The sequence below is a fragment of the Saccharopolyspora shandongensis genome, from assembly GCF_900106995.1.
GTDB classification, from domain to species: domain Bacteria; phylum Actinomycetota; class Actinomycetes; order Mycobacteriales; family Pseudonocardiaceae; genus Saccharopolyspora; species Saccharopolyspora shandongensis.
This window is the reverse complement of the sequence record NZ_FNOK01000031.1, coordinates 56,589-69,830: the sequence shown is the minus strand read 5'-3', so window position 1 is coordinate 69,830 and position 13,242 is coordinate 56,589. Positions and strand designations below refer to the sequence as shown.

Below are 13,242 nucleotides of genomic sequence, written 5' to 3'. Positions count from 1 at the left end.
GTTGTTGCATTCATCTGCCCCGCGTGCGCCCTACATCTTGTCCGGGGCGCTGACCCCGAGCAGGCCGAGGCCGTTGGCGAGGACCTGGCGGGTCGCCTCGCACAGCTGCAGCCGGGCGATGGTCAACGGGCTCGCCTGGTCGTCACCGGGCTGCAGCACGCGGCACGCGTCGTAGAACTTGTGGTACGCGGCGGCCACGTCCTCCAGGTAGCGGGCCACCCGGTGCGGTTCACGCAGCTGGGCGGCCGACAGCACCACGCGCGGGAACTCGCCCAGGGTGCGGATCAGGTCGCCCTCACGTTCGTGGGTGAGCAGCGACAGGTCGGCTTCGTCCACCGGCCCGCGCTCGATGCCGAGCGAGGCGGCGTTGCGCTGCAACGAGGCCAGCCGGGCGTGCGCGTACTGCACGTAGAAGACCGGGTTCTCGTTGGTGCGCTTGCTGATCAGGTCCAGGTCGATGTCCACCGCGGAGTCCGCGGAGGACCGGATCAGCGAGTAGCGGGCCGCGTCCACGCCCACGGCGTCGACGAGGTCCTCCATTCTCACGACGGTGCCCGCGCGCTTGCTCATCCGCACCGGCTTGCCGTCGCGCACCAGGTTCACCATCTGCCCGATGAGCACCTCGACGACGGCCGGGTCGTCGCCCAGCGCCGCGGCGGCGGCCTTCAGCCGGGCGATGTAGCCGTGGTGGTCGGCGCCCAGCATGTAGATGCACAGGTCGAAGCCGCGGCCGCGCTTGTCCCGCAGGTAGGCGACGTCGCCGGCGATGTAGGCGGGCGCGCCGTCGCTCTTGATCAGCACCCGGTCCTTGTCGTCGCCGTACTCGGTGGAGCGCAGCCACCAGGCGCCGTCGGCGAAGTACACGTGGCCGGACTGCTTCATCTCCTCGACGCACGCGGCGACCGCGCCAGAGGTGTGCAGCGAGTCCTCGTGGAAGAACACGTCGAAGTCGGTGCCGAACTCGTGCAGGCTCTGCTTGATCTCGTCGAACATCAGCCCGACGCCGATGCGGCGGAACGCCTCGTTCCGCTCCGCCTCGGGCAGTTCCAGGGCGTTCGGCTCGGCCTTGAGCACGGCCGCGGCGATGTCGGCGATGTAGTCGCCGCCGTAGCCGTCCTCCGGCGCGGGCTCGCCCGTGGCGGCGGCGACCAGCGACCGCACGAACCGGTCGATCTGCGCGCCCGCGTCGTTGAAGTAGTACTCGCGGGTCACCTCGGCGCCCTGCGCGGCCAGCACCCGGCCGAGCGCGTCGCCGACCGCGGCCCACCGGGTGCCGCCCAGGTGGATCGGGCCGGTCGGGTTGGCGGAGACGAACTCGAGGTTGACCTTCAGCGCCGAGTACAGCTCGCCGCGGCCGTAGCCGGCGGACTTGGTGAGCGCCTCGCGCACGATCTGGCCCTGCGCGTCGGCGGCGAGCCGGAGGTTCAGGAAGCCGGGCCCGGCGACGTCGACCGATTCGATGGCGTCCTGCCCGGTCAGCGCCTCGGCGAGCCAGCCCGCGAGATCCCGCGGCGACACGCCGACCTTCTTGGCGACCTGCATGGCCACGTTCGTGGCGTAGTCACCGTGCTCGGGGTTGCGGGGTCGCTCGACCGTCACCGCCTCGGGCAGCACTGAAGTGTCCAGGTCCCTTGCGGAGAGGACCTCGACGGCGGTGTTGCGTACCAGTTCTGCGAGCGCGGCGGGAGTCACCTTATGCAGTCTAAGGAAGCGTCCGCGCTGCTCAGCCAACGGGTTGGAGACGAGCGAACAGGCGATAACACGCCGCGTGATCGACTCGTCACTCTGGTGTGAGAACGTGGTGGCGAGCATTGGACGCACGGCCACCCGCGGCGCCCGCAATCTCTACACTGGCGGGCCGGATCCCCCGGTGGTTCTCGGCGAGACGAGGTTTGCGAAGAGCATGGCGAACAGGAAGAGCAAAGCGGTGCGCGGCGCCGTGGTGCACCAGCGGTCGATCCCCTGGATGCTGATCTCCGGCGTCACCGTCGTGGTGGTTTTCGCGGCCGTGATCTTCGGGTACGCGTACAGCCGGTGGTCGGGGCAGGAGACGATCCGGCAAGCCCAGGCCGAGGCTGAGAAGGCCACCGAGGCGTTCAAGCCGTCGCCGCAGAACCCGGACCCGTCCAAGACCATCCCCGGCGTCACCGTCGTCGACTACCCGGGCCAGATCCACGTCCGCCCGGACCAGCGGGTGGCCTACGACCACGCGCCGTCGTTCGGCGGCCCGCACGACGGCATCTGGGCCGACTGCACCGGCGTGGTCTACCCGGAGGCGGTGCGCACCGAGAACATGGTGCACTCGCTGGAGCACGGCGCGGTGTGGATCGCCTACAACCCGGATCGGGTCGACGAGCCCGGCCTGGAGCGACTCAAGGCCCGCGTCGACGGCAAGCCCTACTCGATGATGTCGCCGTTCCCGGGCCTGGACAGCGCGATCTCGCTGCAGTCCTGGGGCCACCAGCTCAAGGTCGACAAGGCCGACGACCAGCGCATCGACCAGTTCATCACCGCGCTGCGGCTGAACAACAACGGCGTCTACCCGGAGATCGGCGGCTCCTGCCAGGCCTACCCGGGGGCGTTCGACACGAACAACCCGCCGAAGTTCGACCCGACCCCGCCCGGCCCGGACGCGATCCCGATGGACGGCCGCGGCGCCAGCGCCGCCACCGGCGAGATGGGTCAGTGACCCGTGTCGGTTGAGGCACGGCGGCCGCTGCCGGTCCGCATCTTCGTGGCCGTTGCGGCGGCGGTCGTCATGCTGCTGCTGGGGGCGGCGCTCGGTCTGCTCATCCGGGTGCCGTCCTTCGACAGCGCCGAACCGCAGCCGGCGGCGGTGGACGTCGGCTTCGCGCAGGACATGTCCGTGCACCACCAGCAGGCGGTGACGATGGCGACGCTCGCGCGGGAGCACGCCGCCGACGTCGCGGTGCGCCAGCTGGCGTTCGACATCGAGACCAACCAGCGCGACCAGATCGGCCGCATGCAGGGCTGGCTCAGCCTGTGGGGCCAGCCCGCGCAGGCCGTCGGCCCGCTGATGACGTGGATGACGGAGGATGGCGGCCACCAGCACAGCGCCCCGGCGGCCGCGCAGTCGGAGTCGGGCGGGCTGATGCCCGGCATGGCCACCAGCGCGGAGATGTCGCGGCTGCAGTCGCTGCGCGGGCCGGACTTCGACGTCTACTTCCTGCAGCTGATGCTGCGCCACCACGAGGGCGGCGCGCCAATGGCGGACTACGGGGCGACGCACGCGGGGGTCCCGGCGGTCCGCGAGCTGGCGAAGAACATGCTCGGCTCCCAGCGCAGCGAGAGCGATCTCATGCGCTCGATGCTCGCCGAACGAGGCGCCCAGCCGCTGCGCTGAGGCGCGAGCATGGGAACCTTCCTGTCACCCGGCGGCCCTCACCAGGTCAAAGCCTGGCAGCGCTTGGCGCATTCGGCGGGCTCGACCTGCAGGGTCGCGTGGTCGATCTGGTAGCGCTCGGCCAGGACTCGCTGGGCCGCCACCAGCACGCCGCCGTGGTCGGCGCCGGCCTGGGTGGTGAGGTGGGCGGAGGCGACCTCCATGCCGGAGGTGAGGGTCCACACGTGCAGGTCGTGCACCTCGGTGACCGACGGCAGCGCGGCGAGATCGTCCCGTAGCTCCTGCACGTCCACCCCCTCCGGCGCCTGCTGGACGAGGATCCGCAGCGCCTGCCGCGCCAGCTTCCAGGTGCGCGGTAGCACGAAGAGGCCGACGGCGACCGCGACGATCGGGTCGGCCAGGTACCAACCGAAAGCCCAGGTCACCGCGCCACCGATCAACACGCCGACGGAGCCGATGGTGTCCGCGAGCACCTCGAGGTAGGCGCCGCGCACGTTCAGGCTCTCGTTCGCGCCGCGCCGCAGCAGCGCGAAGACGACGAGGTTGGCGGCCAGCCCGGCGGCGGCGGTCAGCATCATCGGCACGCCGGCGACCTCCGGCGGCTCCTGGAACCGGGCGATGGACTCGTAGAGGATGTAACCGGCGACGCCGAACAGCAGCACGGCGTTGGCGAGCGCGGCGAGCACTTCCATGCGGTAGAGGCCGAAGGTCCGCTTGCCCTCGGCCGGTCGCCGGGCGGCCGTGATCGCGGCGAGCGCCATGCCGACGCCGAGCACGTCGGTGAGCATGTGCCCGGCGTCGGAGAGCAGCGCCAGCGATGACGTGAGGAACCCGACCACCGCTTCCAGAACGAAGAACGCGAGCAAGATCGCGAACGAGACGGCCAACCGCCGCACGTAGCGACCGGATGCGCTGACCGCGTCGGCAGCCGAGCCGTGCCCATGCCCCTGACCCATTGACCGTCCTCCTCAGGCCTCTCTCCGATACATAGTGAAGTATGCATGAGTGCACGTGTCAAGTCCGGCCGCCTCGGCCACCGGGTTGCGAGCATGGGAACTTTCCTGTCGCCGGTGACAGGAAAGTTCCCATGCTCCAACCTCGCCACGAAGACGCGGTGAACTGGGGGGCAGTGACAAACGGACCCCCGTCGAAGAGTGCCCGCCGGGTGCGCTAAGCTAACGATCGTCCGCAGCGACAAGCCCTCGTAGCTCAGCGGATAGAGCACTGCCCTCCGGAGGCAGGTGTCACAGGTTCGAGTCCTGTCGAGGGCGCACAGCAAGACCAGTCAGATCCGCCCCTGAGCAGCAGAGATGCCGCCAGGGGCGGATCTGTTTGTGCGTCACCGTCTGCCAGCGGCGGGCACGATCTGCCGTGGTTTACGTGCAATGCACGTACACGGTCGTCCGAGGTGGGCGTCAGCCCTTCCAGCCGAAGAACTCGTCGATCCGCTGGCGGGAGATCACGTCTTGCCCGTGCAGGCATGCGGCGTAAATCTCCAGCAGCACGGCCACGGATTGCCCAGCCCACCGGGCGACGGTCGCCGGGTCGACGCCGGCGGTGAGCCACGAACTCACCGCGGCATGCCGGAGGGAGTACGGGCGCCGGCAGAGTCGTGACGCCGCGACTTCCTTGGAGAAGGTCGCCGTACGCCCGGCTCGCCAGACTCGCATGTACGTCATCTTCGGGACGTCCTCCCCTCGTTCTCCGGTGAACACCAGGCCTTTTTCGCCGGGCTTGTACTTGGTGAGGTGGCGATGCAGCAGTGCGGTGAGTTCGGGTGGGCATGGAACAAGCCGACCTTCGCCTCGACTTCTGCTCTTGAGACCTCGGACCTCACGGGCCTGGTCCGTCCCGGTCCAGTGCCGCCCGGCATGGGGATGTGCCTCTTCTACGTAGATCTCGCCCCACCCTTTCTTCGGCAGGTCCAGATTGGACACCGGGAGCGCGGCGGCCTCTTCCGGGCGCAGTGCGGCGAAGTACATCGCGCCGAAGAACGCCTCCAGTCTCGGGCCGCTTCGCTTGATCTCGCGGATTCCAGCCAGCAGGGTTCGAGCCTGCACCGGGTTCGGCACAGTCCGCGGATCGATCGTGCGATTTCCCTTCGGCATGGACGTCCACTTCTCATCGCCGAGCGGGTTAGTGTCGAGTACTTCCTGCTTCACGGCGTAGGTCAGGAACCCCGACAAGACCGATCGGGTCTTGCGTGCCACCGAGGGCGCGTACTTCTCCCCCGACAACTTCGTCGTGACCGCCTTTTCGAGCGCGTCCAACATTCGACGCTCTTGCACCATGCTCACCGGCAAGCTGTTGCGCGAGCACCAGTCAAGAACTTCCTTGACCACAACCGGAACTTCCTCCGAACGCTTCGGCGGATTGAAGGCCCACCCCCGAAGCGCGGACCGGATGTCGCGATCGTCAGGCTTCCCCCGGCCGCCTTGGAGGAACACGGGAGTCACCCGAATCAGCGCTTCCGCCAGGGTTTGACGGGTCGTCGCGGCGGCGTCTGGCCACTTCCTGTCGATGTATTCACACGCGAGGTCAACCCACGGTTCGTCACGAGTCCTGCGCTCCATTGACGCCGGGAGCCCGGTTATCGTATCGAACGATTCCCCCTTGTTTTGAGCCGAAATCAGGTCGGAGCGGAAGCTGTCGGCTTGCGCCCGAACCTTGAACGACTCGTAGAACTCCTCGCGAACGACGCGCCAACGAACGCTGTAGCTGGTCACCTTGCCCTTCGCGTTCTTGCGCGGAGCGATGTTCCACACGCTCACGTCGAAGCTGGCGGGCATCAGGCGGCCTCCTTGCGGCTTTCGAGCCACTCGTCAAAGTCGTCACGGTCGACCCGGAGATCGCCGTTCGGCAGCTTGGTGCAACGCGGAGCCGTCTTTTTATTGCGCCACTTGTAGAAGGTGTCTCGGGTGATATCGAGCTCTTCACAGACCTTCGTGATCGTGAGGTACTCGCGCCGTCGTGGCATGCAACTCCCCCTTGGTGTTGGAAGTGGACAGAAGGTCGCTCCGGCACGGCCCCGGCTACAGAGCTCCCCGAGAGTTGGGAGCAACTGGCTGGAGTGGCTACGCGTCGTGACGATCGTGGCGGTGCCGGGTGGCCTTCGGGTTGGGCTGGTGGTCCGGGAAGTTTTCTCAGGCTCGGGAGGCGGCGTTTTAAACCCCGCAAACCCCGCAAACGACGGATGACCTGGGGTTTTGATTGCGGTGATGGTGGTTTGAGCTCCGGTTTTCAAACCCCGCAAACACCGCAAGGTTGCGGGGTTTGCGGGGTTTAGTGGTGGCCTTGCGGAGTTTGAACAGGTCCGAATACTGGGGGTGTCTTTGCTGGTCATGGCTGTTCTTGCGGGGTTTGCGGAGTTTGCGGGGTTGTTTCGGGAAGGGTGGGTGCGTCGGGTCGATGTTCGACCCAGTAGACGTACAGTTTGGTGTGCTTGTCTTTCGCGCTGCGTAGTGCGACGTTGCCGCGCCATCGGCCGGTCTGCCCTGTCAGGCGGTGTCCTAGGGACTTCGGACTGAGCAGCTTGCCGGTGGCGGTGGTGGGGAAGCTCCCAACCCAGGGGTCGGGGGTTCCGTATTCAGGTTCGGCGCTTGCGCGGAGTTCGTTGGCGGTCATGGGTTTGGTGCCGTGGAGTGCGTGCCAGCGCAGTAGGAAGGCCTGCCATTCGGTGTCGTCGTCGTCGAGTTCGCGGGATTCTTCGGCGTTGGACAGGAACCCGGGGATGTCGTGGTGTTCGAGGAATCCGCCGATGTGTTGTGCCCAGCGGGTGAACTGGCGCATCTGCGGCACCCGCGTCGAGATGGGTGCGCCGGCGGCGGTCCAGTCCAGGATCAGGGTGAGGACGTGGCGGAGGACGGTGGCTTGGTTGGCGGGGTCGAGGATCCAGCTATCGAGGTTGGGGATGGTGAACCCGCTGCGGGCTTCAGGCCTGGGACAGTCGGGGTCGAGGCGGACCCACACCGTGCGGCTGGCCATGTCCCCGCCAACGCGGAGGTTGTTGCCGGTGGCCAACCAGAGCCGGTCGTTGGGGAACGTCGAGGCGGTGTTGGAGCCGAGTTTGCGGTCGGTCCAGGTCCGTTCGGTCACCAGCCGTGCGAGCACGGCGGAGTTGATGACGGCGCCTTCTTCGAGGTTGTCGAAGACGATGACGCCGACCTGGTCGGCGAGCACGGTGGTGATGGCCTTGCGGAGCTCGTCTTCGGAGTCGGTCCAGGTCAGCACTCGCTGCCCGACGAGCAGGCCGACGCAGCCGGAGAGGATCGTTTTGCCGCTGCCGGGCATGGTCGCGTCGATCACCCCGAACGGGCTGAGTGCGCGGGTGAACGGGCGGATGATCGGCGTGATCAGCAGGCCGAGGTAGTTGGCCTGGTCTGCCGGAGTGCGCCACGGGAAGTCGTGCAGGAACCGTTCCAGCAGGAACTCCCGCGCGGTGGCGACCTGTTCCGGGGTGGGTTTCTCCGGAACGGGTTCGAGGTGCGTCCGCCCGGCCAGGAAGTAGCCGGTGGCCGGGTCATAACCGGGCTGCTGCAGCAGGGTTCCGTCCGGGCGTAGGACCGGGGTGGAGATGATCCGCCGCAGCACCGGCAGTTCGGGCCATGAGCGGGGCGCCAGCACCGCGTTGAGCACGGGCCCTGACGGGGACATCTCGATCTCCATCGGTCGTCCTTCCTTGTCGAGTTCGGGTCGGTAGACGTAGGCGTGTTCGGCCAGCAGCCCGGCCAGCAGCGCCGGCCGCAGCAACGAGGCGGTCAGGGGCAGCGCCACGTCGTCATCACCCGCCGTGGGATCACCGGCCCCGGAGACGGCTTCGACGACCACCGGCGCGCCGTCCTGGACATAGGTGTCCGGGAGCAGGCGGTTGCCGACGGCTTGGGTGAGCACGCGGATGGCTTCCGGGTTCGTGCCCACCCGCACTTTGGGGCGGCCATCGGGGCCGACCGGCCACAACGATGACCGGTGCGCCGAGTTGTGTGCTTCGGTCATGCGGCACCGCCGAGCCCGCGCAGGCTGTCGGGGCCGTCCTGGGTGCCGCGCTGCCAGCCGCGGGCGGCGTTGCGGCGGGCGGCGGCCTCTTCGACCGGTTTGCCGGTGCGCAGGCGGCGGCGTACCGCGGCCACGGTCAGCGCATCGATCACCTCGGTTTCCGACCATGGGGCGTGGTCGTGAACGGTGAGGTTGGCCAGGCGGCGGGCGGCGTTGTAGACCAGCCGCCACCGCTCGCCGTCGCGGGTCTCGACTTTGGACATCTCGCCGTCCCAGACCTGCTGCCAGTACCCGGGTGCGTGGCTTCCGGGCTGGAGCCCTGCGAAGCGCCCCCGGTTGACCGGCTCGACGATCCGGGGTGGCGGGGTGACGCGTGGCCGCAGCCAGTCCGGCAGTGGTGCGATGGCGGTGGTGGTCGACACGCGGGTGTAGGTGCCGGTGACGTCCTCGGGTGGGGAGGTGACCTGTCCGCCTGGGGCGACGATGTAGCCGCCGATGGCGCGGATGTCGATCTGGTGGCCGACGCGGCCTTTGGCGTCGCTGGTCACCCGCAGATCATCCGGGCGCTGGAACACCAGGTGCCGCCCGTCGGACGGGGTGGCGATGGTGAGGGTGTCCGGCCACGGCACGCCTTCGACGCCGGTGATCGCGTCCAGGGCTGCCAACCCGTCGGTGACCAGGGTGGGCACGTCATGCGCGGCCGAGCCGGCGGGTTTCGGTTTGCGGTCCAGGTCGAGCGCCACCAGGTCGGACAGCTCGGTGTTGATCCCGACGTTGGCGCCGGGGTGACGGATCAGCCAGCGGCGGATCTGGGCGGCGTCGAGGGTGGCGGCCAGCAGACCGTGGCACGGTCGGTCGGCGGTGAGGCACGGGCACTCGGCAGGCTGGCACTGCCCGGCCTTGCAGCGCGGGCAGTTTCCGAACGGGCGCTTGCTGTTCGGGCGCAACGGGAAGACGTGCATGCCGTGGCCGGCCAGCCACAACGCGACGTCCAAGGATGCGGACACGGCGCACCTCCAAACAGGACACAAGGGGCAGGAACGGGGACCTCGCCCGGCACCCGGTAGGCACCGGGCGAGGCCAAGGGGGGATGGATCAGGCGGCGGCGTGTTGCTCGGCGGCGGGCGGCCGGATGGGCATGACGACGTAGCGGAAGCAGCTGCCGTCGGGCTCGGTGTCGCCCACCGGTTGGAAGATCCACGGCCGGTGCGTCGGCCGGGTGGGGATGGAGATGCGGGTCAGATCCGTACCCAGGGCGTGGAGCGCGGAGGCGAGGTAGCTGGTGTTGATGGTGGTTTCGACGAGCTCGCCGGCGTAGTCGATGGCGAGGGTTTCGCTGCTGTGCCCGGCGCTGCTGCTGATCGACAGCCGCAGCGTGTTCTCCTCGATGGCCAGGTGCGCGCCGGGGTGTTCTTTGTGCAGGGCCAGGCGTTTGACCGCGCCCGCCAGTTCGCCGACCGGGACCGTGAACTCCCCCGATGACTCGATGTTCATGTGGTGCTCGTAGTCGGGGGTGCGGGTGTCGATCTCGGCGAGCACGATCGTGCGCTGCCCGTTACTCAAACCCACCCGTCCCGGAACGGGCCCGGCGGACAGCCGCACGGTGTCCGGGCCTGCGGTGAGGAGTTCGGCGGCGTCACGCAGCTGCCAGGCCGGGACGAACAGCCGCCGGGGCTCCACCTCGGTATCGAGGGTGGGTTGCCACGCCACGACGGCACGGGCGAGTCGGTAGCGGTCCGTGGCGTACAGCCGCAGCGGCTCCCCGGGCGCGGGCAGGTCCACCGCCACCCCGGAGAATTGAGGCACTGTCTCGTCGCTCCCGGCCGCCGAGGTCACCTTCGCGACCGCGGTGGCGAACACGGCGGCGTCGGTCTCCCCGATCACCTCCGGGGCTTCCGGGACGGCGGGATAGTCCTCGATCGGCAGCAGCGGCAGGGTCGCCCGACTACCGCCGGCGGTGATGGTCACCTGCTGCTCGTCGGCGGCCAGGTCGATCGCCTGCCGGGGCAGTAGGCGGGCGATCTCGGACAGCAGCCGCGCCGACACCAGCACCCGCCCCGGCTCGGGCACCTGCGCGGGCAGGTGCAGGCGGGTCGCGGTGTCGTGGTCGAACCCCGACAGCGTCAGCCCGTCATCCTCGGCGTGCACCACCGCCCCGGCCAGGACCGGATCCACCGGCCCGGAAGCGAGGAGTCGGGCCACGCCGCGGGCGGCGTCGGCGAACGCCGCCCGGTCCTCGATACGCACACGCATCACGCGACCTCCATCCGGTTCGGGTGGGGCGAGCACCCCGGGTCGGCGACGGGCCATGCCACGGTCACGTCCTCGCCGGTGGTGCAGCGCCGCAGACCGGTGGTGGCGTGCACCCACACCCTCGGATCGGCGGGCACGCGCCGGATCGGCGAACGGCACTCCCGGCACGCCCACGACGCCCTTCCGGTGGTGAACCATTCGGCGAGACGGCTGGATCGGGTACTCATCACGCGGCCTCCTTCGAGGTGGTGGCGGTGTGGCCGAGGGCGCGGGCGACGGCGCCCAGCAAGAACTCGGCGGCGGGTGGGGTGACGGCGTTGCCGAGCTGACGCACCTGTTCGCGACGGGTGCCGAGAACCTGGTAGTCGTCCCGGAAGGCCATGGCGGACTGGATCTCGGCGGGCGTGAGCATCCGGAACCTGCAGTCCTCCACCCGCGCCCGCTGCGGCGGCACATCGGCGGCCGGCTGGGGCTCGACGAGTCCGTGGTGATTCCCGGCGGCGGTGACCGTCGCCAGCGGATCGCGCACCGGGCGGGCCGTCGACCCGCCACCCCGGAGTTCGGCGATGAACGCCAGCCCATGCCGGTCGTGGCTAGTGACGGTCGGCAGCGGTTCGGCGGTGGGCCGGGCGGTACCGGTGCGGTAGTAGGGCACCACCAGCGCGGTCTCCAGCCGGGTGGTCTGGGTCCGCAACGGCCACGAGGCCGGGCGGGCTTCCTTCCCGGTGCGGCCCTCGACCGGCACCAGCAGACCCTCGGTCTCGCGGGTCGTGCGGGCCCGCATCGGCACATCGACCGGCGAGCTCGTCAGGTTCCAGGTGCCGCCGGCGGGCACCAGCTGCGGCATGACCGCGAACTTCTCCAACCCGGCCTCGATCCGGCGCAGCGTCGCCGGTTTCAGCGGTGCGGTCCGGTCGCCGATGCGCTGCCCCTGAAGGGTCCAGTCGATCGCCGCCGCCGCGGGCAGGGCGTAGGGCTCGACGATGCGGCGGCGGCACTCGCTACGCGGGCACCGGTAGACGTACTGCGCCTTGTACCGGCCCCAGGGCTTGTCCGGCTTCTTCCAGGACTGCACCGCCTCGACGTCCCGCCCGCAGTCCTGGCACCACGCCAGCGGGCGAGGCGTCACCTCCGGAACCGGGTCGCCCTCACGCGAAAACACCACATACAAGCGATCCCGGCTCTGCGGGGCACGCGGGGCGGCCACAGCGGGGGCGTGCATCGAGTTGAGCATCACGACCTGGTGCCGGTAACCCAAGCACGACATGGCGTGCAGCCACGCCGGCCACATCGACCACCGCACGGCGTCCACCACGTTCTCCACCACGATCGCCCGGTAGTGATGGGACTCGGCGAAACGCGGGACATCCCACATCGTCGCCCGGCTGCGCTCGGCGGCCTCCAAAGGCAGGGTCTCGCCGAACAGATCCGGCTGCTCCCACCTCTTCCGGCCCTGGGCGATGGAATGGTTCGTGCACTCGGGACTGGCCCACAGCAGATCCGTGGTCGGGAAGCGGCGGACGTTGACCTGGGAGATGTCCGCGCAAGCGTGGTCGGCGTCGGGAAAATTGGCCTGGTGGGAATCAACGGCGGTCTGCCAGTGGTTCGCGGCCATCCGCAACTCAAGCCCAGGCACCGCGGTCGCGCCCAGCGCGGAACCACCGGCCCCGCAGAACAAATCGGTGATGGTCAGCATCAATCCTCCTCAAGTCGTCACTGCTCGGGCCGTGCTGCCCTGCGGAGTGCAACGTCCTTTCCTTGCAGGGCTTGGGTTTCGAGGCTCAGTCGCTGCCGTCGACCAGGCGGCACAACGCGCAGCCGTTCGGAGTGCCCTGGCTGTCGCACTCGGGGCAGATCCCGTCGGGCGTGGCGCCCCGGAACAAGGGGTTGCAGGTGCGGCACAGCAATCGGCGGGCGTCGAGCTGCCGCCAGCGCTGTCCTTCGGCGACGGTGACCAGCACCTGGCGGTCGGCGTCGTGCTCCGGTTCCTCGTACTCGTCGTCAAGCAGGACGCTGTCGCAGCCGCGGCGGGCGCAGTGCAGCTCCCACAGCGGATCGGGCAGGCGGCTGATCGTGACTTCCTTGCGCACTCCGGCGAGCAGTCCGAGGTCGCGGCCGAGCTCGATCGTGAGGCGTTCGGCCGAGTCGTAGCTCGGGCAGTAGTAGCTCTCGATCCACTCGCCGTCGGCGTGGGTGATGTCGACCAGCCACGGCGGCGGAACCTGCCGCCAGCTCGTCGTGTGCAGCAGCACCGGGCGGTCCTCGCGGATCGCGGCCCCCACGTGCCTGCTGGTTTCGCGTTGTACGTCGAGCGCCAACGGGTCGGCGGAAAGCACCTCGGCGGGCCGGGTCCAGTTGACCCAGCCGCGGGCCAGCAGCTCGACGGCTTCACGAGCGTGGCCCAGGCCGGCGCCCCGGCAGGCGAGCACCAGGACACCCGAGGTGGCGTGCCGGACGCACCACCCGCCGGTGAAGCGCCACTGCCCGGTGCGGTAGTCGGGCTCGATCTGCGGGGTCACGACCAGCCCCGGGATCGGGGTGGGCTCGGCGATGCCGTGCACCGAGCGCGGTGCCCGGCGCGGGCCGAAGGCGTACTCGGTCTCGGTGATGGTCGTGGTGGTGGGCGTGTGCAT

Annotated in this window: 12 protein-coding genes and 1 tRNA gene; 3 read left to right on the top strand and 10 right to left on the bottom strand. The window is 69.4% G+C overall.

The window, feature by feature from the left end; genetic code table 11:
• Nucleotides 1–30: 30 nt before the first annotated feature.
• A complete protein-coding gene (gene argS / locus BLW84_RS27820; RefSeq protein ID WP_093271047.1) occupies nt 31–1,692 on the bottom strand; it encodes an arginine--tRNA ligase in 1,662 nt (553 codons plus the stop codon).
• Between the two features lie 211 nt (nt 1,693–1,903).
• Here argS and BLW84_RS27815 point away from each other — a divergent pair, with 211 nt between their 5' ends.
• Together BLW84_RS27815 and BLW84_RS27810 are read left to right on the top strand one after the other, a co-directional pair.
• Entirely contained in the window at nt 1,904–2,689 is a 786-nt protein-coding gene (locus BLW84_RS27815) for a thioredoxin-like domain-containing protein (protein ID WP_093271044.1), read from the top strand.
• A gap of 3 nt (nt 2,690–2,692) precedes the next feature.
• On the top strand, nt 2,693–3,364 hold the full coding sequence (locus BLW84_RS27810) for a DUF305 domain-containing protein (protein WP_093271041.1): 672 nt from the start codon (nt 2,693–2,695) through the stop codon (nt 3,362–3,364).
• Between the two features lie 38 nt (nt 3,365–3,402).
• On the opposite strand, the gene BLW84_RS27805 is transcribed toward BLW84_RS27810, so the two are convergent.
• Nucleotides 3,403–4,320, bottom strand: a complete 918-nt coding sequence (locus BLW84_RS27805) for a cation diffusion facilitator family transporter (protein ID WP_093271039.1) — start codon at nt 4,318–4,320, stop codon at nt 3,403–3,405.
• Nucleotides 4,321–4,562: 242 nt separating this feature from the next.
• On the opposite strand from BLW84_RS27805, the gene BLW84_RS27800 reads away from it, so the two are divergent.
• Nucleotides 4,563–4,635 (top strand) — tRNA-Arg (locus tag BLW84_RS27800).
• Between the two features lie 144 nt (nt 4,636–4,779).
• Here the strand turns inward: BLW84_RS27800 and BLW84_RS27795 are convergent.
• The 8 genes from BLW84_RS27795 to BLW84_RS27765 form a co-directional block, all read right to left on the bottom strand.
• Nucleotides 4,780–6,153, bottom strand: coding sequence for a tyrosine-type recombinase/integrase (locus BLW84_RS27795; protein WP_093271036.1), 1,374 nt, complete (start codon nt 6,151–6,153; stop codon nt 4,780–4,782).
• Entirely contained in the window at nt 6,153–6,341 is a 189-nt protein-coding gene (locus BLW84_RS27790; protein ID WP_093271034.1) for a helix-turn-helix transcriptional regulator, read from the bottom strand. Before BLW84_RS27790 ends, BLW84_RS27795 begins: the two co-directional genes overlap by 1 nt.
• Nucleotides 6,342–6,703: 362 nt before the next feature.
• A complete protein-coding gene (locus BLW84_RS27785; RefSeq protein ID WP_245761430.1) occupies nt 6,704–8,356 on the bottom strand; it encodes a hypothetical protein in 1,653 nt (550 codons plus the stop codon).
• Nucleotides 8,353–9,363, bottom strand: coding sequence for a bifunctional DNA primase/polymerase (locus tag BLW84_RS27780; protein WP_093271031.1), 1,011 nt, complete (start codon nt 9,361–9,363; stop codon nt 8,353–8,355). The genes BLW84_RS27785 and BLW84_RS27780 overlap by 4 nt, the downstream gene beginning before the upstream one ends.
• Before the next feature lie 88 nt (nt 9,364–9,451).
• Nucleotides 9,452–10,609, bottom strand: coding sequence for a DNA polymerase III subunit beta (gene dnaN / locus BLW84_RS27775; protein WP_245761434.1), 1,158 nt, complete (start codon nt 10,607–10,609; stop codon nt 9,452–9,454).
• A complete protein-coding gene (locus BLW84_RS47750; RefSeq protein WP_177226725.1) occupies nt 10,609–10,836 on the bottom strand; it encodes a hypothetical protein in 228 nt (75 codons plus the stop codon). Before BLW84_RS47750 ends, dnaN begins: the two co-directional genes overlap by 1 nt.
• Nucleotides 10,836–12,305, bottom strand: coding sequence for a DNA cytosine methyltransferase (locus BLW84_RS27770; RefSeq protein ID WP_093271026.1), 1,470 nt, complete (start codon nt 12,303–12,305; stop codon nt 10,836–10,838). Before BLW84_RS27770 ends, BLW84_RS47750 begins: the two co-directional genes overlap by 1 nt.
• Nucleotides 12,306–12,390: 85 nt before the next feature.
• Nucleotides 12,391–13,242: a hypothetical protein gene (locus BLW84_RS27765; protein WP_093271024.1), complete on the bottom strand. Its 852-nt coding sequence runs from the start codon at nt 13,240–13,242 to the stop codon at nt 12,391–12,393.

What these genes read in the sequence shown, in the direction of transcription:
- dnaN (WP_245761434.1), bottom strand. Translation starts at nt 10,609, where the DNA reads ATGCGTGTGCGTATCGAGGACCGGGCGGCGTTCGCCGACGCCGCCCGC.
- BLW84_RS27815 (WP_093271044.1), top strand. Translation starts at nt 1,904, where the DNA reads ATGGCGAACAGGAAGAGCAAAGCGGTGCGCGGCGCCGTGGTGCACCAG.
- BLW84_RS27790 (WP_093271034.1), bottom strand. Translation starts at nt 6,341, where the DNA reads ATGCCACGACGGCGCGAGTACCTCACGATCACGAAGGTCTGTGAAGAG.
- BLW84_RS47750 (WP_177226725.1), bottom strand. Translation starts at nt 10,836, where the DNA reads ATGAGTACCCGATCCAGCCGTCTCGCCGAATGGTTCACCACCGGAAGG.
- BLW84_RS27785 (WP_245761430.1), bottom strand. Translation starts at nt 8,356, where the DNA reads ATGACCGAAGCACACAACTCGGCGCACCGGTCATCGTTGTGGCCGGTC.
- BLW84_RS27770 (WP_093271026.1), bottom strand. Translation starts at nt 12,305, where the DNA reads ATGCTGACCATCACCGATTTGTTCTGCGGGGCCGGTGGTTCCGCGCTG.
- BLW84_RS27765 (WP_093271024.1), bottom strand. Translation starts at nt 13,242, where the DNA reads ATGCACACGCCCACCACCACGACCATCACCGAGACCGAGTACGCCTTC.
- BLW84_RS27805 (WP_093271039.1), bottom strand. Translation starts at nt 4,320, where the DNA reads ATGGGTCAGGGGCATGGGCACGGCTCGGCTGCCGACGCGGTCAGCGCA.
- BLW84_RS27795 (WP_093271036.1), bottom strand. Translation starts at nt 6,153, where the DNA reads ATGCCCGCCAGCTTCGACGTGAGCGTGTGGAACATCGCTCCGCGCAAG.